Annotated in this window: 9 protein-coding genes; 3 read left to right on the top strand and 6 right to left on the bottom strand. The window is 72.3% G+C overall.

Going from position 1 to position 25,301, the window contains the following annotated elements; all coding sequences use genetic code 11:
- Positions 1-21 precede the first annotated feature (21 nt).
- The 5 genes from WME90_RS27500 to WME90_RS27480 form a co-directional block, all read right to left on the bottom strand.
- A complete protein-coding gene (locus WME90_RS27500; protein ID WP_437274976.1) occupies positions 22-1,557 on the bottom strand; it encodes a hypothetical protein in 1,536 nt (511 codons plus the stop codon).
- 17 nt (positions 1,558-1,574) lie between these two features.
- Complete coding sequence (locus tag WME90_RS27495; RefSeq protein ID WP_437274975.1) at positions 1,575-2,648, bottom strand: hypothetical protein; 1,074 nt, start codon at positions 2,646-2,648, stop codon at positions 1,575-1,577.
- Positions 2,649-2,807: 159 nt separating this feature from the next.
- Positions 2,808-4,424, bottom strand: coding sequence for a serine/threonine-protein kinase (locus tag WME90_RS27490; RefSeq protein WP_437274974.1), 1,617 nt, complete (start codon positions 4,422-4,424; stop codon positions 2,808-2,810).
- 297 nt (positions 4,425-4,721) lie between these two features.
- Positions 4,722-5,927, bottom strand: a complete 1,206-nt coding sequence (locus tag WME90_RS27485; protein WP_437274973.1) for an FIST signal transduction protein — start codon at positions 5,925-5,927, stop codon at positions 4,722-4,724.
- A 329-nt stretch (positions 5,928-6,256) separates the two neighbouring features.
- The gene (locus WME90_RS27480; protein WP_437274972.1) at positions 6,257-11,869 is read right to left on the bottom strand and encodes a DNA repair ATPase; all 5,613 of its coding nucleotides are present in this window, start codon (positions 11,867-11,869) and stop codon (positions 6,257-6,259) included.
- 466 nt (positions 11,870-12,335) lie between these two features.
- Between WME90_RS27480 and WME90_RS27475 the strand changes: the two genes are divergently transcribed.
- Positions 12,336-15,263, top strand: coding sequence for a DUF4215 domain-containing protein (locus tag WME90_RS27475; protein ID WP_437274971.1), 2,928 nt, complete (start codon positions 12,336-12,338; stop codon positions 15,261-15,263).
- A gap of 70 nt (positions 15,264-15,333) precedes the next feature.
- On the opposite strand, the gene WME90_RS27470 is transcribed toward WME90_RS27475, so the two are convergent.
- Positions 15,334-19,008, bottom strand: a complete 3,675-nt coding sequence (locus WME90_RS27470) for a hypothetical protein (protein ID WP_437274970.1) — start codon at positions 19,006-19,008, stop codon at positions 15,334-15,336.
- A 444-nt stretch (positions 19,009-19,452) separates the two neighbouring features.
- Here WME90_RS27470 and WME90_RS27465 point away from each other — a divergent pair, with 444 nt between their 5' ends.
- Positions 19,453-20,844 carry a hypothetical protein gene (locus tag WME90_RS27465; RefSeq protein WP_437274969.1) on the top strand — a complete coding sequence of 464 codons (1,392 nt, stop codon included), beginning with the start codon at positions 19,453-19,455 and terminating at the stop codon, positions 20,842-20,844.
- Positions 20,845-21,244: 400 nt separating this feature from the next.
- A complete protein-coding gene (locus tag WME90_RS27460; protein ID WP_437274968.1) occupies positions 21,245-25,267 on the top strand; it encodes an RHS repeat-associated core domain-containing protein in 4,023 nt (1,340 codons plus the stop codon).
- Positions 25,268-25,301 lie beyond the last annotated feature (34 nt).

The raw sequence follows: 25,301 nt of genomic DNA, 5'->3' as shown, positions 1-25,301 counted from the left end.
CGTGGCGTGGCGGCGGCGCTCCTACCGCGGGCAGATCGAGCTCGTCTGGAAGCTCCAGCACGCGGCGTCGACGCCGGCGTGGCCAGGCCTCGATGAATGCCCAGGTCCCCCCAGACCGCCTTCACCCGCAGGTCCATGGGTGACGGCGTTCAACGGCGGCGCGGCGTCCGGGGCAGCGTCGTATGCAATGCCGATCGCGTGTCCGCCGGCCCCGCCGCCGCCCGGTCCGCCGTTGCCGCCGGGACCGCCGTTCCCTCCCTTGCCCGCATAAGGCACATCCGGCTCGAATTCGTTGACGCCGGCCGCTGCGCCTTGCCCTCCTGGCCCGCCGAGCTGCCCAGCTGCTCCCTTTCCCCCCGCGCCGCCGCGCCCAACGACGATATTGACCTCGGCCAAGACGAGCTGCGTCCCCAGGCTCACGATTCCGATGCTGGAGCCTCCGGCCTTCCCCCCGGCGCCGCCATTGCCGCCGCACCCGCCTGCGCCGCCTCCGCCGCCGCTCGCGCCAGCGCCGATCACCGGAGGGGCCCCGAATCGCGGGACGGACTCCAGGAATTTTGAGCCGGCTCCGCCTCCGCCCCCGCGGCCCGGCGTCCCCGGTTTGCCTGAATCGCCATCGCGCCCCGTGATCCCTGTCAGGCGGAGCCGCCCGTGCGCTCCGCCGTCGCCGGCGAGCCCGATGTCGCCGGCAGCGCCGTCGAAGCCATTGCGGCCGTATCCCGCGCTGTCGACGTCGCCCCCGTTGTCGTCCGCCACGGCATCCGAGCTCGGTTTGCCGGGTTCGCCTGGACTCCCCATGCTGTCCGACGTGTTGAATGACGGCACCCCGCCACGCCCGCCCGCGCCGCCGTCGGTGATCACATGGCCGCACGTGTTCCCTCCGGGCTCACCGCCTCGCGGCACATCTGCCCAGGCGTTCGTCGGTGCGCTCGGGCCCTCTGTCGGCGCGCCCCCGCCGGCGGTCGCCGGGAGCTCCTCCCGCTCGCTGTCCGCGCCGGGCATCCCGTCGCCGGCCATGACGTCGATCTGCTTCAGCTGCGCCGCGACGTCCGCCACTGCGACCGCGATGGACGACCCGCCGCGCTCCGTCGCGCTCGCCGCGGAGATCGCGAATCCTTGCACCGTCGCCCCGCCGGCCTCGGCCGTCAGCGTCAGCGCGATCTGTCCAGCCGGCCCCTCGATCGTGCTCTTCGTATCCGCGCTCCGCGTCCACTCCCCATCACACGTGTAATCCCCGCGCACATCGATCCCCGTCCGAAGCGTCACCGCCTCGGTGAACGCCTGGCCGGCGCACGCGCACACCTTCCTGCCTTGCGCGGCGTCGATCGCGTCTTGCAGGCGCGCGAACGGATCGCCGCTCGTCCCGGTGCCCGGAGACGCGGCGCGCGCGCTCGCGAACACGCCACATCCGTCTACCGCCTCCGGGACGGGCGCCGGATCCGGATCCCCGCAGTGCACACACTCCGGCGCCTCCTGGCACGCGGTCGCGCGCAGCGCCGCGGCGATCACCGCGGCGGACCGCAGCCGACGAGCCTCGTTCAACAGCCCATGTCGCATGATGCCACTCCTCGACGTCACCACCGCATGTTCAGCGAGATCCCTGCTCCTGGCGCCAGCGCCACGGGAGCGGCCGTCACCCACGGTTTCCCGTCGGTGCGCGATGATCCGTACAGCGCATAGCCCACGGTCGCCGCGCCGAGCACGCCGGCTGCCGCGAAGATCCCGGTCGAGGCGTTGTAGAGGCGCGCGGCATCGGTCCGGTGCCGGTGCACCTCGCGGCACCGCGTGCCGCCGAGCGACTCGGGCTCGCTCGCATAGCAGGAGTCCGCGCCCGGCACCGCGGCCTCGCTGCCCGATCGCGCGCGCCCATCGGCGATGACCCTCAAGACGACGGCGGTTCCCAGGGCGAGCCCCGTGGCCGCGCCGCCGGCGGCGAGGATCACCATGCTCGGCCCGACGTGCTCGCGCGCCTGAGCCGGGGACGGGCGCCGTGGCTGCGTCCGGGCTTGCGGCTGCGTCGGGGGTTGAGTCGCCGCCGCTGCGCGCTCCGCGAACCGGAGCTCCACGGTCTGCGAGGCCCCCGCCCCGAGCACCACCGAGGCCCTGGCCGTGCGCTCTCCCTGGAGCTGCGCCTCGATCGTCCTCGCCCCAGGCTCGACGTACACTTCTCGCGAGAGCGGCGAGATCCCCGCGGGGGCGCCGTCGACGAGCACGGTGGCCCCCGGTCGGCTCACGGCGAGCGTGAGCGTGGCGATCTGTGCCTTGGCCTCGTCGAGCATCTGCCGTGCTCGCGCGCGGTCGAGCTCGCTCATGCCCCCTGCCTCGCGCAGAAAGAACGCGATGTGCTCCGCGGCGTCGCGGTATTTCCCCAGCTTGAGCTCTGCCCGCGCGAGGTTCGCCGCGATCTGGAAGTGCTGCTTGAGCTTCCACGCCTCGAGGTAAGCCGCATAGGCGTCCTGCCAGCGATCCTCCCTCGCTGCCGCGACGCCGGCGCTGTAGATGCGCGCCGCGCGTGCGCTGTCGTCGTGCGGCGCCCCGGTCGCCTCGTGGGGTCCTGCGAAGGCGACCGTCTCCGCGCTCGCCGCGCAGAGGATCGCGCCCAGCGCCGCTCCGGCCGCGCGCCGGCCAGAGGTCAGAACACGCATCATGGTGTACCTCCTGCACGTCGATGACATGGGTTCATGACGGTGTGCGGGCGGCGCGGGGGGGGGCGCCGCGTCTCGTTCATCTCGCCGCGGCGCGGGCCCTTGCGGTGCGGCAGGTCAGGGGTGTCTGTCAAAGCGTTGGGCTCTGGAGCTCGCCGTGCCTCATCGCCGCGGCTTCTGGGGGCTGCGCTCTCGCGCTGCGGTGGCGAGACAGATGCTCTGCAAAAGCCCCATCTCTCCCGCGCAGGGATTGGCCTTCGGCCGTCGGGACGAGGGCCGGCGCGGCGAGGGGGGCGTCCGCGCGCTCGTGCCGGCGGACGGCGCGGGCGCACGCTGATTGGATGTCGGCGCCGGCGCCGGCGGTTCAGGCGCAAGGCTCGCTCCATCCACCGTTGTCCCCCTGGGGCCTTCGCCGGCGTGGGCGGGCTCCGCCGGGATCGCCCCGGCCGGGCTTGCGGCCGCCCCGCCGGATTCAGGCGGGCGCGGCGATGCCGGCGCCGGCGAGCTGGAGCTCTCGAGCGCCGGTGCCGCGGCGCGAGGCGCGCACGTCTGCGATACGGCCAACCCCATGGCGATGAGCGCGCCCACCGCGAGCGCCGGTGCCGTGGCGACGACCCTGGGGTGCCGCCTCGGGCGCTCGCTGCGCCTCGCAGGCTCGGGCGTCCCGGGTGAGGCGTCGTGGCTGGCGAGGTTCGCCGCGGAGGAGCTCGTGATCACCGGTGTCGTCGAGCTCACGGCGTCCCCCCGGCGGCCCGGCGCGGCCTTTCCCGTGCCTGCGGCGTCTGCTGCGCTGCCCGCTCTCGCGGCGCTGCCCGCTCTCGAGGTCTGCGAGCGGTGCGGCCTTTGCGCGGCGGCCTTTGGCGGCGCCGCCTCGGTCACCTCGTGTGTCTTCCCGGGCGTGGCGGGGAGCGCTCGTCTTGCGGTCGCGATCTCGTCGAGCAGCTTGGCCACCTCTGCTGCTGTCGCGAACCGTTCCTCGCGGTCTCGCTTCATGCAGCGGGCGACGATGTCCACGAGCCGCCCGTCCACGCGCCAGAGCGTCCGCGCCAGGGTAGGGATCTCGCCGGTCAGGATGGCGCTGAAGATCTCGGTGGGGCTCCCGCCGAACGGCCGCTCTCCGGTGAGCATCTCGAAGAGCACGACGCCGAGCGTCCAGATATCGGTGCGATGGTCGATATCGCTGTCCGCCCTGGCCTGTTCCGGGCTCATGTAGAGCGGGGACCCGACCGCCCCGCCTGGCATGGTGTGGAGTCCGTCGTTGATCGAGAGGTTCTTGGCGACGCCGAAGTCGAGCACCTTGACGACCCACCCGTCCGCGCCGGGCTCTCGGTGCAGGAAGATGTTCGAGGGCTTCAGATCTCGGTGGACGATGTGGAGCGCGTGTGCTGCTGCGAGGCCTCTCGCGACGTCCCTGCCGATGGCCGCCCCGAGCTCCGGCTCGACGCGGCGCCTGCGCGAAAGGAGCTCGGCCAGCGTCTCTCCCGAGAGCAGCTGCATCACCAGGAACGGCTCGCCGGCGGCCGTCTCGGCCATGTCGTAGACATCGACGACGTTCCGGTGCTGGAGCGCGCCGCAGCTCCGCGCCTCCCGCTCGAGCCGTCGCCGGAGCTCCGGCTCCGCGCGGATCAGCCGTTTGACCGCCACCTCTCGTCCGGTGGCGACGTTGATCGCCGACCAGACGGAGCCCATGGCCCCCTCGCCGATCTTCGCGACGAGCCTGTACTTCCCGTCGATCGTCCCGTCCGCGTCGACGGGCCCCTGCGTCTTCAAGTTCGACATGCGCCCCTCTCGCGACGGAGCCAGCGTGCCGTGAACGGACCGCATCGACCCGCCCTCGCCGGACGCAGCTCGACGTCCAGCGCTGTCGATCCCCAGAAGGTCTCTCGCGAACGATTGCTCTCCGGTGACACTCTCGCCGCGGTGCAGACATTGTGCGTGCCACGAACAGCCGTGCAACGCCATCGCACCTTCGCGAACGTCGAGGGCGTCTAAGCTCCGATCGAACGACTCATCTCTTTTGGGCCGGTCAGTTCAGCAAAGCCCCCACACCGCGCGCGAGAATCAGCCCAGCAATGCCTACCCGCCAGCCGTCCCCTGCTCGGAGTCCCCCCACGCCACCATGACCGCGCTCGTGTTGTGGAACCCCTCGACGCTCCCCCCGAACTTCGCGATCTGCCCGTAACACGCCATCCCGAACATCGGGTGCGACGCTGCCGCGTTGGGCGAGAGGAACGCCCGCACCTCCTCGCGGTACCGCTCCCCCAGCATCCGGAACCGCGCGGCGCAGTCGAACACCAGCGCACCCGCCACCGCGGGCAGCGCCCCGAGCACCTTCGTCGACAGGCTCTTCGCCGCCTGGAGCACCGCGTCGGTCGCCGCATTCACGACGCGCACCACCTGCCCCCGCGCCAGCCCCCCGGTCAGCACCACCGCGCCGTCCCCCCGGATCGCGATCGGCGACCGGACCTTCAGCGCCTCGCCGAACGGCGTCTTCGCCCCCAGCGCGTGCTTCGCCATCGTCTGGAGCAGCCCCTCGCCGCTCGACCGGAAGCCGAGCCGCGACAGCTCCTCCTCGTACACCCGCGCCGCCGGCTGCCCGTCCAGCGTCCTGAGCACGTTCCGCTCGATGTCGGTGATCGTGAAATCGCGCCCGCCCTCGGCCGCGCGGAACCCGTGCACCACGTCGATGTTCACCCGGGGCCGGTGCGTCAGGCGCACGAGGACCGCCGCGTCCGTCAGCGCCTTGTGGCCAAGGAACACACGCGCCCCCTCGAACGTCCACCCGTCGCCCGCCGTCCCGCCGAAGACGCGCGTGTGCGGCGGCACGCCCTGGCGGAGCGCGGCCACCAGATCGTCGCCGTCGCACGCGAACGCGTCCGCCAGCACCAGGATCGAGCTCGTCGCCCCGCTGCGCCCGCTGCCGCTCGAGACGGCCTCGTCCATGTCGCTCAGCGCCGCCCTGATGCTCTTGCCGTGATCCGCGCGCAGCTCGCGCGCCGCCGTGCACGCCACGTCGACGTTCGCTCCCCCGAGGAACGCGCACGTCACCCCGCTCCTGCTGAAGCCGCGCTCCGTGAACGACGCCCCGCCGGTTGTGGCTCCGACCACCGGAACGCCCGTCGCGTCCTCGACCGCGGCGAGGTACTCCTCGTGCTTCGTCCCGCTCGGCAAGGCCACGATCGCGAGCCGCGCGGGCTCCTTCCACTCCGCGACCGTGCGCTCGATCTTCCGGCCGAGCAGCCACGCGTTCCCGTCAAAGGGTCCGAGGGTCATCATCTTCATGCGCTGAAGCTCCTGCGTGCCCGGCGCCGGAGCGCGGGCTCCGGATCCAGGCCATCGCCGACGATACGCGTCGGCACGGTGATATCACGCACGAGGGAGGCCCCTCTACTCCTCATATCGACGCCCGCCGCGCTCGATCGCCCGCTCGGTCGCGGGGACGAGCGCCGTGCAGCGTCGGCTCAGCTCGGGTGCTGTGTTCGGGTCGCATACCTCCGCGCTGGAGCACCTCGCCGTGCTCTACCCTGCGCGCGCGAGCGCGCGGCGTCGCCGATGGAGCGCGCGCGCGGCATCACCCGTGGAGCGCGCGCGCGCCGTCTCCGTGGGCTCCCTCACGCCCCGAGCAGCATCGGCTCCCGCTGTCGCACGAACCCCTCCACGAGCTCCCGCTGCTCGCCCGAGAGCCGCACGAAGCGCGCACCGAACCCGGGCGGGCCCTCCTCCTCCGCCTCGCGCGTCCACTCGACCACCGCCACCGCCTCGATCTCACCGCCCTCCGCGAACGGGATCTTGAGCGCCACGGTCGTCCCGCGCGCCGGCGGCGGACGGAACGTCGGCACGAAGATGCCGCCGTTGTCCACGACGTCGGCCGCGGGCGCCGTCCGGTAGAAGTTCGCCGGCGACGCGGCCCCGATCCGCGCCTCGAAGCGCGGCGGCGGCGGCTGGCTCTGCGGGCGCGCCGCCGCGCGGACCTTGTCCTCGAGCGACCGGAGCCCCTGCGCCAGCTCCGAGACCTGCGCCTCGATCGCCCGGATGCCGAACGCGCTCTGCGTCGTCGCCTTCGCGAGCGGCGCCACGAGCCGCTCCACGAGCGACAGGTGGTGCCCCACGAACTCCGACACCGAGCGGTCCGTCTCGACCTTCACGTCGACCCTCGGCTGCGCCACCCCCTTGAGCGCCGCGGAGAGCCGCTCCATCTCTGGCGCGAGCCACTGCTTCATCTCCCGCGCCCGCGCGTCCCCCGCCTGCGCCACCGCGGCCGCCTTCCCGATCGCCCCGCGGATGCCCTCCAGCTGCTCGCCCAGCATCGACAGCGTTCCGGTCACGCGCACGACCGGGTCGTCCTCCTTGCCGCCCATGCGCTTGATGCGCACGAAGCCCTTCTTGATCTCGTCCCACCGCGCCGCCTGCTCCGGCGTCATCCGGCCGCGCAGCTCGGCGAGCTTGAGGAGGTTCTGCTCGGCGCCCGTCGTCAGCGTCTGCGACTCGCTCACGTAGTGATCGTCGATGAGCCGGTCGACCTCCTCGGGCGTGTGCGCCGCCACGACCTTCTCGGCCAGCTTGTTCATGTTCCGGTAGCTGCCCTGCAGCTTGAACGGCGGCTCCGTCCGGAAGGCGTCGTCCTGCGACGCGCTCCGGATGTACTCGAGGTTCACGGACAGGAGCACCTTCTGCACCCGGAAGAGCCGCTCGAACACGGCGACCATCTCCGAGACCTCCGCCGCGGAGTAGGCGTGCTCGAGCTCCGTCGCGGCGATGGCCTCGCCCTGCGCCATCCGGATGAGCTTGTGTGTGTCGCCCGGCGCCCGCCCGGAGAGCGGCGCGAGCGTCGGGTTCGAGGTGAGCGCGTTCTCCAGGTAGCTCAGCGCGAACAGCGCCTCCTTGCCGTCGAGGATGTCGCCGAGGTTGTACGTGTCGGCCCGGTTCGACAGCATGTCCGGGATCTGGAACCGCGCGCCCGACTCCGTGTACGGGTTGCCCGCCATCACCACGCAGAACTTCTTGCCGCGCAGGTCGTACGTCCTCGTCCTGCCCCGCCACACGCCCTCGATCCGGCGCTGCCCGTCGCAGAGCGAGATGAACTTCTGGAGCAGCTCCGTGTTCGTGTGCTGGATGTCGTCCAGGTACAGCATCACGTTGTTGCCCATCTCGAACGCCAGGTTGATCTTCTCGACCTCCTGGCGCGCGGTCGCGTTCGGGGCCTCGGCCGGGTCGAGCGACGTCACCTCGTGGCCGAGCGACGGCCCGTTCACCTTCATGAACACGAGGCCGAGCTTGCTCGCGACGTACTCCATCAGCGTCGTCTTGCCGTAGCCCGGCGGCGAGATGAGCAGCAGCATGCCCATCAGATCGGTGCGCTTCCCGTCGCCCGCGGCGCCGAGCTGCTTCGCGAGGTTCGCGCCGACGAGCGGCAGGTACACCTCGTCGATGAGCCGGTTGCGCACGAACGACGTGAGCACCCGCGGCGCGAACTCCTCGAGCCGCAGCCGCTTCCGCTCCCGCTCCGCGATCTCGCTCCGCACCTTCCTGTAGGCGCGGTAGCGCGGCGCCCTCTCGTGCAGGAAGTCCTCGATCCTGCTCAGGAATTCGTCGAGCCGGAGCGCGATCGCCCGCTCCTTGATGCGCGGGTGCTGCCCGAGCAGCCCCTCCACGCGCGCCTCGGTCACGGCCCCGCTCGGCTCCCGCTCGATCTGCCGCTCCGTCACGACGATCACCGCCGCCTCCAGGGCGAGGTGGGCCTGCGCTGGGGTCTTCGAAGCGAAGCCCTTTAGCCACGCGAGCGCGAGCTCCAGCCGCTCGGCCGGGTGCTTCTCGAGCTGCCGGAGGTCGTCCTCGAACGCCGCGCGGCCCCCCTCGAGGTCGAGGCGCGCGAGCAGCGCGTCGCGCAGCGAGAGCGCGTCGTCGCTCGTCACGAACCGGGGGCGCTCCGCGGCGAGCTCCTCCACGAGGTACCGCCCCGCGACCCGCACGTCCGCCGCGCTGCTCACGTCCGCCGTGAGCCGGTGCGCCGCCGCCGCCGCGACCACGAGCTGCGCGAGCTCGGCCGCGAGCGACGCCCGCGCCTCGCCCTCGCCGAGCTGCGCCGCGAGCCGGCCGAGGCTCCGCGCCCGCCGGTGCGCGAGGTCCCGGGCGCGCGCGTCGAGCCCCGCCCAGGTCAGGCACGCGAGGGCCCGCGGCGCGCTGCCGAAGCGCAGGAGCCCCGCCGTGGACCGCAGCGCGAGCAGCTTCTCCAGGAGCAGCGCCGCGTCCGCGTCGTGGACGCCGCGCTCGTAGCCCTCGTCGTGCCGGCCCTCCGCGTACGCGCGCACCGCGCCGAGCAGCCCGCCCGGGCCGAGCGACGCCTCGCGCAGCCGCTCGATCGACAGCCCGCCGCGCCCCGCCTCCGCGTCCGCGAGCATCGAGCCCGCGAGGAGCTCGCCCCGGTAGACCTCGGGGGTCTCGCTCGCGAGCTCCTGGCCCCAGAGGTCGCGCGCGCTCTCGAGCGCCGGGTCCTCGATCGGCTCGAAGAAGTCGGTCCCGGTGAGGTGCAGCGCGAGCCCGTCGCCGCGCGGGACGAGCGTGAGCTCCAGGGCCTGCGTGCTCACGTTGAAGCGGTGGCGGCCCAGCTTGATGACGTCGCCGCCGCCCTCGAACAGGTCCTCGCGGTCGCGCAGCGCCCGGAGCGCGTCCTGCCGCGCCGACTTGAGCCGCGCCTCGACCTCGTCCCCCTTCACGCTGTCGCCGAGCGCGTGGAGATCGGCCGCGAGATCGCGGAGCTTCGCGACCATGGCGTCGGACGCGAAGTACGTGTTGAGCTCGTCCACGCCCGCGAAGGTGCGCGCCCGCCGCGCCACCCCCTGGACGATCCGGTCCGCCGCCGCGACGAGGTTCGAGACGCGCCGCTGCCGCTCGTCGAGCAGCGCCTGCCGGCGCGCCGCGATCGCGTCGTTCACCTCCTCGCGCTTGGCCGCGAGCTCGCCCAGGAACTCGTCGAACTCGCCGAACTTGCCCTCGAGCTCCTCGAGCTGGACGAGCAGCTTCGACAGCTCGGCGTCGCAGCGCTCGGGCGTGTCGCACACCGCGAGCGCGCTCGAGACGCTCTGGCCGAACACCTTGAACTGCGCGCCGAACTCGGCGCGCCCCTCGGCGCCCCGGAGGTCCCTGCCGCGGGCGCTCAGCGTCGCGCGCGCGCGGTTCAGCTGCGCGTAGACCTCGCTGATCCCCTCCAGGATCCGGGTCCGCGCCGTGGGGTCGTCGACCTTGAGGCTCGCCACGATCTCGGCGAGGACCGAGAGCCCCTCGTTCACCGCGTCGAGGTCCGCGGCGAACGGCGCGAGCTCGGGCGACTTCGCGACCGCCTCGATCTTCGCGATGAGCCCCGCGAGCCGGTCGGCCAGCGGGCGGAACGCCTGCTCGCCGAGGAGGAACGTCACGCACGCGCGGCTCACCTCGTCGCCGCGCGCGACGATCTCGGCCTCGAGCGCGTCGACGCGGCCGAGGTCCATGTACTTGAGCTCGCGGAGCGTGATGAGGTGCCCCCGCTGCCGCCGCAGCGCGGTCAGGGCGCTCAGGAACGCGTCGACGCTCGCCGCGTCCTCGGGCCGCACCCCGGAGAGCAGCTGCCGCTGCGCCGCCTCGGTCTCGGCGAGCGCGGCCGCCGCGCGCGCCTTGATGCCCTCGACCTTCTCGAACTCGTCGACGATGCTCTCGGAGACGCCCCGGAGCTCGCTCACGATCGACAGGAGATCGCCCGCCTCGGCGTGGCCGAGCCAGTAGTAGGCGTCGGTCATCCGCTCGGCGGTCTTGATGAGATCCTCGTACGTCTGGCGGGTCGGCGACCCGTCCAGCGCCGCGCGCCGCATGCTGAGCGCGTCGGAGATCCCCCGCACGAGGTCGGCGTTGCCCACCTTCGCGAGGTACGAGCCGTCGGTCGGCGCCGACGCCGCGAACTCCGCCGTCATGAACGGCGTCTGCCAGATCTGCATCGGGTGGACGCGGGTCGCCTCTTCGCCCGACGTCCGGAAGATGATCATCTTGCCGTCGTCGAAGAGGCTGTACCCGTGGCACTGGATCGGCGTCGCGATCTCCTTGCGGATCAGGTTGTACGGGAAGAGCACGTAGCGCCCCTCCACGACGTGGTGGAACACGTAGAGCACGTCTTCCCCGTTCGGCGAGCGGAGGACCCGCTCGAAGACGAGGCTCTCGGTGCTGCCCTCGAAGCGCTTCGTCTCGCCCGTGATGAGGTAGTAGCCGTTCGGGAAGACGATCCCCTGGTCCTCGGGGAGGCTCAGGCAAGCGAGGCCGATCGCGTCGATGCGCGTGACCTTCCGGGTGCGGCCGTTGTAGACGAGGTAGCGGTACGAGGGCTCCCGGAACGGCTTGATCTTGAGCAGGATGAGCGGCCCGAGCCGGGCGTACTGGATGTCCGCGTCGTCGAGCGCCTGGCCCGCGTCGTCGACCGGCTCGCGGTAGATGCCGAGCCCCGTGGTCGTGTTGTTCTCGATCTTGACGGTGAGGTCGCCGCCGACCGTCTCGACGAAGATCTCGCCGAGGATGGCGACGTGCGGGTGCTTGCCCTGCACGTGGTCGTCGCGCGTGGCCTGCGTCCAGGCGAAGTCGTGGGCGCGCGGCCGGACGTTGTCCTCGTCGCCGCGCGCGTCGAGGTACCGGACGCGCCCGGTCGCGTCGATGCTCCAGCGGAACACCTTTGTGTCGCGCTCGGTCGCGCCGACCTGGAAGATGGCGAGCAGCCGCGTGTCGCTGCGCCGCAGCTGGAGCAGCCGGGGCTCCTTGACGTAGCGGTGGAGGTCCTTGAACTCCTTGACGAAATTGGGGTCGCCGAGGAACGCGTCCCCCTCGTCGAGCGGCGCGGGGGACAGGTCGAAGGCGCCGCCGTCCTTCGCGAAGCGGTGGAGGCTGAAGACGTCGCCGACGTTCACCTCCTTGAGCCCCATGAACACGAAGTAGCCGACGAGCAGCTTGCCCCGGATGCTCACGACGTCGCGCGGCAGGCAGTTGTTCTCGGTCCTGACGCGGGCGTTCTCGAGGAGCGCGAGGTCGGTGCCGCCGAACACCTGCTTTCGCCGCGCGTTGAGCGCGTCGGCGCGGCGGCCGAGCTCCTCGGCGCGCTCGACGAGCCGCCGCCGGATGACCTCGTAATTGCCCCCATCCAGCGGCTCCGCCGCCTGCGGGGGGGGAGCCCCCGCCGTTCGGGCCGCGCCGTCCAAGGCCCCTGTCGACACCATGCATGCTCCGTGTGGTCAGCCCAGAGGCCCGCCCCCGCTCGAATCCGCGCGGGTCTCCGCTTGCCCGCGGCCAGGTTACAGCCGTTCGCCGCGTCCGGGGGGCGAGATGGCGACGGCGCAGCGGGGTGAGGCAGGGCGCGGCGCGGGGGCCGGGATGTCAAGCCCGAGCGCCGCCGTCTTTCACGTGCCGCTGTGCCGCCGCGACGCCGCGCCGTTCACGGATCCCGTCGCTCCTCGATGAGCGGCGTGTCGGGATCCCGCTACAGCGTGAAATTCGCTTGCTCCACGGAGGCGGTTGCGGTGCGATGATGTAGGAACGAGGGCGACCCACATGTCGATGCGCACGCGTGCCTGTGGGACGTGGGCGCACGCTATCTCCGAAGGTGCACCTCGTCGGTCGAGGCGCCTCGCGGCGTGGCTTGGACAGCGTGACGCTCTTCTGAAGCGAGTTGGGATGGTGGCGTCGATGGGCTTTGGAAACAGACTTACTTACGTGCTCCTCGTCGCGCTCGCCGGTCCGCTCGTCGCTTGCGGGGGCGATGACGGCGGCGAGGGCGGCGCAGGGAGCGGCGTTGGCGGCGAGGGCGGGGCGGGCGGCGGCGAGGCTGCGGGCACCGGCGGATCGGACAGCTCCGGGGGCCTCGGCGGGTTCCTTACCGTCGGATCGGGTGGGGCTGGGGGCGGCGGGGGCGATCCCTGCGAATCGCCGGATCCTCCGCCGGAGTGCGACGCGGTGGAGCCGGCGTGCGGCGACGGCGAGATCAACCAGGGGAGCGAGGCGTGCGACGACGGGAACAGCCTCCCCGGGGACTGCTGCTCTGGCGCCTGCAAGGTGGAGCCGTACTGCGTTTGCGAGCCGGGGGAGCTCTGTCACACGACGATCGCCTGTGGCAACGGCGCGGTGGAGCCTGGCGAGAGCTGCGAGGACGGGAACACGGCCTCGGGCGACGGCTGTGACGATCGCTGCCAGCGGGAGCCGGGCGACTGGATCTGCCGGAAGCCGGGGGAGCCGTGTTACCGGCTCCACTCGTGCGGTGACGCGCGTGTCTCGGGCGGGGAGACCTGCGACGACGGAAACGCGGTGTCCGGAGACGGGTGCTCCGAGGTCTGCGCGCTGGAGGACCCCGGCAGCATCACGTGCCCTGTCCCGGGGCAGCCTTGCAAGCCTGTCGAGCGCTGCGGCGACGGCCGCCTGCGGCCGTCCGAGCGGTGCGACGACGGGAACACGGAGCCGGGCGACGGCTGCTCGCCGAGCTGCCTTGTGGAGGCCGGCTGGATATGCCCGGACGGCGTGCGCTGCACGTTCACCGTGGTGTGCGGCGACGGCCAGATCGGCGTGGGCGAGGCGTGCGACGACCGCAACAAGATCTCGGGCGACGGCTGCTCGTCGACCTGCGGGATCGAGGCCGGGTTCGACTGCGCGCGCGCGGGGAGCCGCTGCACGGCGGTCTGCGGCGACGGGCGGGTCGTCGCGGGCGAGGACTGCGACGATGGCAATTCGACCCTGGGCGACGGGTGCGACGCCGCCTGCAAGTGGGAGCCTGGCCTCGTGTGCCAGCCCGCGCCCGGCGGCTACACCTGCCGCGCCACCGTCTGCAACGACGGGAAGCGGGAGGGCTCCGAGCCGTGCGACGACGGCAATGCCAACCTGGGCGACGGCTGCACGCCGTTCTGCCAGGTCGAGCCGGACTGCGGCGACAGCGGGTGCACGTCGGCCTGCGGCGACGGGCTGCGCCTCGGCGGCGAGGAGTGCGACGACGGCAACACGAGGAGCGGCGACGGCTGCTCGAGCGCGTGCACGATCGAGCCGGGGTACAGCTGCAGGAACGATTCGACCCTGGGCGACGAGCTCCGTGTGCCGATCGTGTACCGCGACTTCAAGGCAGGTCAGCCGAACTTCGAGCCTGGCACCAATCCGCCGGTCGACGATATCGTCCCGGGCATCGTGCAGCCGCTCCTGGGCGCCGACGACAAGCCCCAGTTCGCCGCGGCGCGACCGAACGCCTTCCTCACGAACGCGGCCGATTTCAACGGCTGGTACAACGACTCGTCCCTCTCGAAGACGGTCTTGGACTGGCTCCCGCTCCAGCGCGTCGGGACGTCGAACGTGTTCCTGTTCGAGGATCACGGGTTCTTCCCGCTCGACGGCAGGGGCTGGCAGGCCGCGTCGGTGCCGGCGGCGCAGCGCGAGGCGAGCCGCGAGGCGCGCGATCCGTTCAACGACTGGGCCGTGGCCGGCAATCACAACTTCTACTTCACGAGCGAGGTCCGCACCTGGTTCGAGTACCACGGCGGGGAGCGGCTCGACTTCTACGGGGACGACGACGTCTGGGTGTTCATCAACAACCGGCTCCGCATCGACCTCGGCGGCATTCACACCCCGATGGGGACCGGCGAGATCGACGGCGTGGAGGACGATCGCGGGACGGTGCTCATGGATGACCTCGGCCTCACGAAGGGGCGTGTCTACGAGGTCGTCGTGTTCCAGGCGGAGCGCCACACCACGGCGTCCAGCTACAAGCTGACGCTCGGCGGCTTCAACGCGGCCTCGTCCGTCTGCGAGCCCGTGTGCGGCGACGGCATCGTCACGCCCGACGAGCAGTGCGACGACGGGGGCGAGAACGGCCCCGGGTACGGGAACTGCTCGACGAGCTGCACGCTGGGGCTCTACTGCGGCGACGGGGTGACGACCTCGCCGTACGAGATCTGCGACGACGGCACCAACCTGGGCGGCTACGGCTCGGAGGCTTGCGCGCCGGGCTGCGTGGCGGCTCCCCGCTGCGGCGACGAGGAGATCGACAGCCAGTTCGGCGAGGAGTGCGACGACGGCGTGAACGACGGCCGCTACGGCGGGTGCACGTCGGAGTGCCTGATCGGGCCGCGGTGCGGCGACGCGGTCGTCCAGGCGCCGGACGAGACGTGCGACGACGGCGTGAACGACGGCCGCTACGGCGGCTGCACGCCGGAGTGCCGCGACGCGGCGAACTGCGGCGACGGGATCACCCAGGAGGAGTGGGGCGAGGAGTGCGACGACCGGGTGAACGACGGCAGCATGGGCTGCCTCGGGTGCCGGATCGGCGCGGTCTGCGGCGACGGGCGCGTGCAGCGGGAGCTCGGCGAGGAGTGCGACGACGGGGAGAACGACGGCGGCTACGGCGAGTGCGCGCCGGGCTGCGTGTACGGCCCGCGCTGCGGCGACGGCGTGACCCAGGCGCCGGACGAGAAGTGCGACGACGGGGAGAACGACGGCGGCTACGGCGAGTGCGCTCAGGGCTGCGTGTTCGGCCCGCACTGCGGCGACGGTGTGCAGCAGATGGCGTTCGAGGAGTGCGACGACGGCAACACCGCGAGCGGCGACGACTGCAGCGCCACGTGCCACAACGAGGTCCACTGAGCCAGGGCGAGGCCTGACGGGGTCGGAGCGCGGCGGCTCGCCTGGGCCGCCGCGCTGCCGTCTCGACGGCTCAGTTCACGTTGCCCGAGGCGCCCGCCGAGCCCACGTTGCCCGGGGAGGTGCCGCCCGTGCCCCCCGAGCCGTGCGCGACGACGTTGCCCGTGAGCACCACCGAGGTGCTGACGCGGTAGACGCCGTACGAGATGCCGCCCGCGCCGCCCCCGCCATGGCCGCCCCTGCCGCCGCCGCCGCCGGTGCCGCCGTTGCCGCCGGCGCCGACCTCGTCGGTGCACAGCGTCGCGCCCGCGCCGCCGGTGCCTCCGGCGCCGCCGTTGCCCCCGGTGCCGCCCCTGCCGCCGGCGCCGCCGTTGCCGCTGGAGATCTGGTTGGCGACGAGCCGGAAGCCCGTCGAGTTCACGAGGAAGAGGCCGAACGACCCGCCGCCCGCGCCGCCGCCGGCGCCCGCGAGGCCGCCGCAGCCGCCCGCGCCGCCGCCGCCCCCGCCGTTGCCGGCGCCGTCGACGACGGAGAGGCCGCCCTGCGCGCCGCCGCCGCCGCCGCCGCCGGCCCCGTGGCCGTGGGTGCCGGCCACGCCGGCGACGCCCGCTCGGCCCTGCCAGAGGCCGCCGGTGACGGTCCCCCCGGTGCTGCCTGACGCGCCGTTCAGGCCGGCCGTCCCGCCGGCGCCGTTCTGACCCGGGTTGCCGTCCCGTCCGGCGGAGTCGCTCCCGGCTGCGCCTCCGCTGCCGCCGGGCGCTCCTCCGCTGCCATTGCTGCCCGGGAGGCCGGCGTGTGTCCCCTGCGCGCCGCCGTTGCCGCCGTTGCCGCCGTTGCGGCTGACGGAATCGCAGGTCGAGGTTCCCCCCGCGCCGCCGGTGCGGACGCCGGTGCCGTCGCAGGAGCCCACGGCGCCGTTGCCGCCGCCTCCGCCCGCCGTCCCGCTCGCGCCGTTCGCGCCCGTCGCGCCCGGTCCCGCCGCCCCGGCCTCCAGCCGGCTGTTCCTCAGCGTCACCGCGGTGCAGTTGACGCATCGCATGGCGTAGCTCGACAGGCCGGCCCAGCTCGTGTTCGTGGTCTGGATCGTCAGCCGGTCGATCGTCGTGGGCGCGTTGATGTTCTGGCCCTCGACCGCCGCGACGTAGCCCCCCACCGTGCTCCCCGAGCGCACCACGGCGATGGCGGTGGCCGAGCGCGCCCAGCCGAGCGCCGCGCTGTAGCCGCCGTAGAGCGACACGCCGCTCGAGAGCGTGACGCGGCCGACGTAGTCCCCCTCCGAGAGGTAGACCTGCGTCTTCCCGGTCAGCAGCGCTCCGTTGATGCCCCCCATGACCGTGGCCTTCGGCGCGAGCCGCGTGCCCGCGTTGGCGTCGTTCCCCCCGTTCGCCACGAAGATCGCGAGGCTCGCGTCGCCGTCGATCCCGTCGCAGTTCGCGTCGACGAAGGCGTCGTCGGGAAGGTCCTCGGCGCTCACGAAGGTGCACGCGTACTCGCAGCCGTTCGCGAGCGACCCGTCGAGATTGTAGAACCCCGGCAGGCAGCCCCCGAACGTGCACGTCCTCGCGCTGCACCCGACGACCGCGTTCGGGATCGCGTCGGCGCAGTCCGCGCCGCAGGCGCCGCAGTTCGCGGGATCGGCCGCGGTGCCGATCTCGCACCCGTCGGACGCGACGCCGTTGCAGTCCGTGAACCCCGCGTTGCAGGCCTCGAGCACGCAGGCGCCGTCGACGCACGCCTCCGAGGCGTTCGCGAGGGCGCACGCCGCGCCGCAGGCGCCGCAGTGCGCGAGGCTCGTGCGCGTGTCGACCTCGCAGCCGTTCGCCGCGCTCCCGTCGCAGCTCGCGAACCCCTCGTCGCACGCGCCGAGCACGCAGGTGCCGCCGAGGCACGCCTCGGCGGCGTTCGGGAGAGCGCAGGCGATGTTGCAGCCGCCGCAGTTCGCGAGGCTGGTGCGCGTGTCGACCTCGCAGCCGTTCGCCGTGCTCCCGTCGCAGCTCGCGAACCCCTCGTCGCACGCGCCCATCACGCACGTCCCGCCGAGGCACGACTCGGCGGCGTTCGCGATGGCGCACACGACGCCGCAGCCGCCGCAGCTCGCGGCGCTGCGGTTCGTGTCGACCTCGCAGCCGTTCTCCGCCACGCCGTCGCAGTCGGCGTACCCCGCGTTGCAGGCGTCGAGCACGCAGGCGCCGTCGACGCACGACTCCGCGGCGTTCGCGAGGGCGCACGCCGCGCCGCAGGCGCCGCAGTGCGCGAGGCTGGTGCGCGTGTCGACCTCGCAGCCGTTCGCCGCGCTCCCGTCGCAGCTCGCGTGCCCGTCGTCGCAGGCGTCGAGCACGCAGGTGCCGCCGCGGCACGACTCGGCGGCGTTCGGGAGGGCGCAGGCGATGTTGCAGCCGCCGCAGCTCGCGAGGCTCGTGCGCGTGTCGATTTCGCAGCCGTTCGCCGCGTCTCCGTCGCAGCTCGCGAACCCCTCGTCGCACGCGCCCATGACGCACCTCCCTCCGAGGCACGACTCGGCGGCGTTCGCGATGGCGCACGCGACGCCGCAGCCGCCGCAGTTGGCGAGGCTGGCCCTGAGGTCTGCCTCGCAGCCGTTCGTCAGGTCGTCGTCGCAGTCGGCGTAGCCGTCGTCGCACGCCCCGAACTCGCACGCGCCCGCCGCGCACGCCTCGCTCGCGTGGGCGAGGTCGCAGGCGATGTTGCAGCCGCCGCAGTGGGCGGCGCTGGTCAGGAGGTCGGTCTCGCAGCCGGTCAGCGCGTCGAGATCGCAGTCGGCGTGGTCCGGCGCGCAGCCGATGATGTTGCAGTTGCCCCCGTTGCAGAACGACTCGGTGTGCTCCTTGCGGCAGTCGGTCCCGCACGCCCCGCACCGCGCCACGTCGGTCAGCAGGTTGGCCTCGCAGCCGTTCGTGGCGTTCCCGTCGCAGTCCGCGTGGTTCTCGGTGCACGAGGACACGGTGCATATCCCGTCGATGCAGCCGGTGGTCCCGTTGGGCGAGACGCACAGCTGGCCGCACGCGCCGCAATGGGCCGCGCTGGTCAGGAGATCGGTCTCGCAGCCGTTGTCCGGCTCGTCGTCGCAGGCGCCGGTCCCCACCGGGCAGCTGTTCGATCGGCCGATGACGGGCACCACGACGTCCGGCGTGCTGGTGCTGCCGATCTCGGCCTCCACGATCACCCGATCGGCGGGCAGCGGCCCCGCGACGCCCGTCGAGGTGAACGTCACCTCGAAATAGAGCGCGCCGCCCGGCTCGCTCAGCGCCGGAAGCGCCGCGGCGGCGCGGGTCCAGGCGCCCGGGCTCGCCGCATCGGGCTCATAACGCACCGCCTCGACGGCGAAGTCCGCGCTGGCGACGGAGGTCTCGGTGAAGACGACGTCCCCTGCGGTCTGGTTCTCTATGCGGAACAGGCGTGTCCGCTGCTTCCCGGCCGGCACCGCCTCGAAGTCGAGGACCTCCGGGCTCGCGCACGCGCCCGTCGGGCCTCCGTCGTTGAGCACGCAGAGCTCGAGCTTCCCGCTCCCGGCGCTGCCCCCGCCGCTGCCGCCCGCGCCGCCGCTGCCGCCCGCGCCGCCGCTGCCGCTCGCGCCGCCGGCGCCGGACGGCCCCGCGGTCGGGACCTCCGAGCCGTCCGCACAGCCGGTCGCTGCGAGCGAGGCGACGAGCGCCAGCAAGGGGACGATGGGCGTTATCCGGACGAACAGCGAGGCGAACCGAGGACGCAGAAGATTCCTGTCGTGCGCCATAAGAGAAGTGGAGCCCAGGGGCTTAACGGCGTCTACAGCCCTCGTATCCGCTGCAAAGCCGCTGTGTCCTGGGTGTCGCGATGTGAGTGCCTCGCTGTGTCCTGGATGTATCGAGCTCGAGGCCGCGGGATAGGGGAGCGCCGCGCAGCGTCACCCGCCGGCCGTGCTGGCGCCCACGCCGGTGGACAGCCGTCTATCGCGTCGATACCGCGTCGCGCCCACCGCCGTCGGTCCGCCCCGGGAACCCTTTGGCCCGTGCTGAGGTCTCTCCCCGTCTCCAGGCACCTGTGCTGGGAAGATGAACCGTGTTACTGTAATCGTGTGATTGTGCCGGTCGGTGCCTGGCGAGCCCTGCCGTGTGGCGGCGAGGCATTTGTGCTCTCGGCGGCGCGTCGGTGCGACGGGGGCTATTGAACGCGACGACGGCTATTGAAGAGGAGTTACATGCGAAATTCGACATCTGGCGTGCTCACCTTGCTCGCGCTCTCGCCGGGGTTCCTTCTGGGGTGCTCCCGCGAGGAAGCGCCGGGCTCGACGGCGGCCTCGCCGACGTTCCATCGAGACGTCGAGCCGCTGCTCCAGGAGCACTGCATGAGCTGCCATTCCCCCGGCAACATCGCCCCGTTCAGCCTGACGGAGTACGACTCCGCGCGCAGCGTGGCCAGCCTGCTCGCGCGCTCGGCGCGAGAGCGCACGATGCCGCCGTGGGGGGCGATGGAGACGGATGAGTGCCAGCCTCCTCTCGGCTGGAAGGACGATCTCCGGCTGACGGAGGAGGAGATAGCGACCCTCGAGTCGTGGGCCGCCGCGGGGGCTCCCGAGGGGGACCCGGCGGACGCGCCGCCCCCGTTCGTGGCCGAGGCGCCGGGGCTGCCCGGCGTCGAGCTGGAGATCGCGCCGAAGGAGCCGTTCGTCGCGAGCGGCGACGCCGATCAGTTCCGGTGTTTCGTGATGGACCCTGGGCTCACGGAGACGCGGTACATCAACGGCGTGCACCTCGTGCCGGGCAACAGCAAGGTAGTGCACCACGCGCTCGTGTACCTCGACAAGGAGGGGGCGTCCGACGCGCTCGCGGACGAGCACGGCGGATACGACTGCTTCGGCGGCTCCGGGTTCTCGGGCGAGCTCGTCGCCGCGTGGGCGCCGGGGGGCGTCCCGTTGGCGCTCGAGCCGAACATCGGCGCTGAGCTCCCCGCGGGCGCGCGGCTGGTGATGCAGGTCCACTACCACCCTGCCGGGACGACGGCCGAGCCCGACTCGACGCGCCTCCAGCTGCGCTTCACGCAGGGCGTGCCGGAGTGGCTCATGGGCATCGCGCTGATCGGCAACTTCGAGTCTCCGTTCGCGCAGGGGCGCGGCCTCCTCCCTGGGCCGAACGACACGGATGGCGCCGAGTTCCGGATCCCCGCCGGCGCGAAGGACCATGTCGAGACGATGCAGTTCAGGCTGCCCGCCACGGTGTCTCTCGCGGAGACGTACCTCTATGGCGCCGGCACGCACATGCACTATGTCGGCACGGACATGAAGGTCACCCTCGAGCGCGACGAGGCCGCCGCCGGCGAGCCGGCGGAGCAGTGCCTGGTGCAGACGCCGAGGTGGGACTTCTCGTGGCAGCGCGGCTTTTACTACGACGCTCCCGTCGAGGAGCTCCCGCGGCTCCTCGGCGGCGATCTGCTGACGATGCGCTGCACTTACGACAACTCGAACAGCAATCCATTCCTCGCGAAGGCGCTGAAGGAGCAGCACCTCCCCGCCCCGGTGGACGTGCGCCTCGGCGAGAGCACCCTCGACGAGATGTGCCTCGCCGCCGTGATCCACGTGACGAGGAACAAGTAGAGATCATGATGCGATGACAGCGGGAGATCGGTAGCGGTCGGCGAGAAGCTTGCTCTCGCGGCGGCCGGGCGCGCCGTCCCTCGGGCGAGCTGCCGCGGCTCTCGGAGGCGGCCGTCGGCGACGCGCGCCGGCGTGCAGCGCCGCGTGGGGGGACGCGCGCCGGCGTGCAGCGCCGCGTGGGGGGACGCGCGCCGGCGTGCAGCGCCGCGTCGCCGACGCGCCCCGGGGAGCCGCCGCCGCGTCGCCGACGCGCCCCGGGGAGCCGCCGCCGCGTCGCCGACGCGCCTCGAGGACACGGCAACGGCGGGGGGACCGCCGCCGCGTCGTCACGGCGCGGTCGAGCACGTGGAGGCACTGCGCGCGGGTTGCGATCGGCAGTCCCATCGCCGAGCATGCCCGCATGGCGCGAACTGCCCCGTTTCCCAACGCAGCGGTGATCCCCGGCATGAACCCCGGCGTCTTCATCCTCGGAGGTGGCGGAGGCGGCGGAGGCGGCAACGGCCGGGGTGGAAACGGCCGCGGCGACGGCCAGGGCGGCGATGGGAAGAACGGCGGCAACGGCGCGCGCGGCGGCGGCAAGGACGCCGGGAGCTGCGGGCCCGGCAGCGGCGGCGGCTGCCCCAACCCCACGCACGGCAGCGGCGGCGGCACACATGCGGGCGATCCGGTCGATCCCATCACGGGGCGCGTCTACACGGTGGCCGTCGTCGATCTCGCGCTGCCCGGCGCGATCCCGCTCGTGATCAAGCGCAGCTACAGCTCCGCGCTCGCCGAGGAGGACTGCGGCCTAGGCTTCGGCTGGACGCACTCGCTCGCGTGGCAGGTCGAGGAGCGGCGCCGTGGCCTGCGCGTGCTGGAGCCGCACGCGGCGGCGACGGAGCTGCCGCGGAAGCTCGAGCCGGGCGAGTCGGCGCGGCTGCCGTGCGGGGTGCTGACTCGGTACGCGTGGGGCTACGCGCTCGCGGCCGAGGGGCTCGCGTATCTATTCGCGGAGCCGCGGGGCAGCGGCTGGCTGCTGAGCCGGATCGTCGACGTCCACGACAACGCCATCGCGCTCGCCTACGACGACGGCCGCCTGGTGCAGGTCATCGACAGCGTGGGCCGCGTCGTGCGCGTGCGGCGGCACGCCGACGGGCACATTGCCGCGTTCGAGGTCAAGAACGCCTTCGCGCACGGTCGATGGGAGACACGGCGGCGGTACGCGTTCGACGCGAACGGCGACCTCGTCGCAGCGGAAGACGCCGCCGGGCACGCGCACCGCTTCGCGTACGACGAGGACCATCGCCTGGTGCGGCGGGAGGAGCCCGGCGGGCTCGTGGCGGAGTTTCGCTACAAGGACAGGCGCTGCACCGAGGCGTGGTGCCATCGCGAGGGCAACGACGCGCTCGACGACGGCGTGCCGGGGACCTTGAGCGACGGTTCTCCTGCGAAGGGGTTCCTGCACGTCAAGATCGACCACCACGAAGGCGCGCTCACGGAGGTGATCACCTCGCGCGCCATCCGGCGGATCGACGGCAACGCCCTCGGCAAGCTCGACAGGATGGTCTGGGGCGCCGGCGGCGGCGTACACGTGTTCGGCTACGACGACACCGGCGCGCTGCGCTCGTACCAGGACGCGCTCGGGCAGGCCTTCCGCTGGGAGCGCGACGCCGAAGGGCGGCTCCTGGCCGAGATCGATCCGATGGCGAGCAGGACCGTCTACGAACACGACGCGCGTGGGTTCGTGTCCGCCATGACCGACGCGCTCGGCGGCACGGCGCGCTACGAGCGCGACGCGCGTGGCGATGTGGTGGCCGTATACGACGATATGGGCTTCGTCGTCGGATTCGCCTACGACACGCGCGGCCTGCTGATCGGCGCGACCCTGCCGAACGGCGGCGAGACGCGCATGGAGTACGACGCGCTCGCGAACCGCGTCCGCGTCATCGAGCCCGACGGCGCCGAGCGACGCATCCGTTACGACTTTCTCGGCCGGGTGATGGGCTTCACCGACGAGCGTGGGCACCAGACCCGCTTCGCTTATGACGCCTGTGGCAGGCTCGCGGCCGTGTTCGCGCCGGGCGGGGCCGTGACGCGCTACGACTTCGACGTCGACGGCAACCTGGCGAGGATCAGCGACGCCGACGGGCGCACGACCACGCTGCGCTGGGGCGGCTTTCACGTCGTCACCGAGCTCCTCCGTCCCGACGGGAGCACGGTGCGGTATCGCTACGATCGCGAGCAGGATCTGGTGCGCATCGTCAACGAGGCCGGCGACGAGCACCGGATCGAACGCGACGCCGAGGGACGTATTACCGGCGAGCGGACCTTCGATGGGCGGGCGATCCGGTACAAGCTCGACCTGCTGGGCAGGATCGTCCGGAGGGAGTGCGGTCTCGATCGCGTCGACCTCGAGTACGATCCGCTCGGCAGGCTCGTGAAGCGGATCACCTCCGATGGGCGCGAGGATGTGTTCGAGTACGATCCGCTCGGCAGGCTCGATCGCGCGCTCAGCGGCGACATCGAGTGCGAGTACACCTACGACCGGCGGGGGCGGGTGACGACCGAGGTAACGCGGCGGGGTGCCGAGGTGCTCGCGGCGTTCGCGTGGACCTACGACGCCATGGGCAAGGCCACCTCTGTGCGCGGACCGGGCGGCGAGATGAGCGTGCAGCGCGACCTCAGAGGACGGCCCGTCGCCGTGCAGATGGGCGGGCAGAGCGAGCCGCTGCGCTTGGCCTACGACGCGCGCGGATTCGAGGTCGAGCGGCTCTTGCCAGGCGGTGGCACGATCGCGACCGAGGTCAATGCGGAGGGGTTGATGCAGCGGCAGCGCGTGCTCGGCAAACCCATGGCGCCGCGCGTCCGTCCGGGAGAGCCTGCCTGGGTTGGACCGCTGCCGTCGCGCGAGACGTGGCGCAAGACGTACGCGTGGTCGCCCGCGGGGCTGCTCCGCGCCGACGGGGATCTCGGTGGTGAGATGGGAGAGCTGCTGCGCGATGCGAACGGTCGCGTCGTCGAGCGGCGCAAGGCAAGCAGAGTCGCGGAGCGGTTCCGCTTCACCGCGACGGGAGAGATGGAGCGGGCGGACGAGCGGCGGACGTACGCGCCTGGGGGGCGGTTGACGGCGCGCGCCACAGGACAAGAAACCGTGCAGTACGAGTACAGCGAGCGCGGTGATGTGGTGCGGAAGCGCGTGAGCAAGCTGGACGGCCAAGGGGAGGTGCGACGCGAGCTCGTATGGACCTATGACTGGAGCGGCGATGGGCGGCTCATGGAGGCGCAGACCCCGGAGGGGAGGACCATCGCGTTCGCGTATGACGCCTTCGGTCGCAGGATCGAGAAGCGTGTGGCGCGGCTAGGGCAGGTTGAGAGCGTGACCCGGTATGCCTTTCGGGGCGACGTGATGGTGCACGAGCGCACGGAGCGCGCGCGGGATGGGGCGCCGCCCGTCGTGGAAGAGCGGAGTTACGTCACGCTGCCCGAGAGCGCGCTGCCGCTCGCCCAGAGGGACGGCGCGGCGGGGGCGCTCAGGTACTTCGTGCATGGAGTGAACGGGTTTCCGGTGACGCTGTTCGAAGGAGACGGGAGCGTCGCAGCCGAGATGGAGGCCGGGCTGTACGGAGACGTGCACGCCCAGCAGGCAGGGCTCACGCCGCTCAGGCTTCCAGGGCAGTACGCCGACGAAGAGACAGGGATCCACTACAACGGGCACAGGTACTACGACCCGGAGATCGGGGGGTACCTCAGCCCGGAACCGATCGGGATCGAGGGAGGGCTCAAGGCGTATGCGTATGTTGACAATTGCCCGGCGGATTGGGTCGACCTCAACGGCCTTGCGCGGATGGAGTGCGCCATCACGCGGACGGATGGATCTACGATAACGGCGCTAAGCCGCGGGCGGCGCCGGAGCGATCTCCACCCTGCGGTTCAGGCGGCGCTGCCCCCCTCGAACGCTCGCGGCCACGATGCGAACGTCCAGCCACAGGACTGCGCTGAGCCGGCGGCGCTGAGCGCTCATCTAGAGGATTGGGAGAACAGAACTGGTCTATCGTGTCGACCAGGCGACCCAAACTGGAGGCAGCACCTGGGGAAAGCGATGCGTGAGATCAACCAGACCGACGGTATCGCCTCATCCATGGCCGGAGTCCCACGCGCGTCGTGCCCCAATTGCTCACAGACGATCCCCCGCCTTTACGCGCTCGCCGGGATGAACCCGCCGAATGGCGTGATCGCGCCAGGGTACGAGAGTCAGGAACGCAGTGGGACTCAGACAAGGACCACCAGACCCGGAAGCGGCTTCCTCTCCGACCACGGCAACCGTACTGCCTCCAGCTTCAACGATCCACGCAACCGCGGCGGGACTCCAGGACAAACGCCCGGACGCAGTGGGCTCGGCACCTGGACATACGACGAAGAGCGCGGATTCTGGCACCGTCATTAAACCGCTGCGCGCCCTCGGCGCTCATTCACAACGG

Source organism: Sorangium sp. So ce375 (assembly GCF_051473855.1).
GTDB lineage: Bacteria > Myxococcota_A > Polyangia > Polyangiales > Polyangiaceae > Sorangium.
Note: the sequence above shows the minus strand (reverse complement) of the source record. Positions and strands in the feature narration are given on the sequence as shown.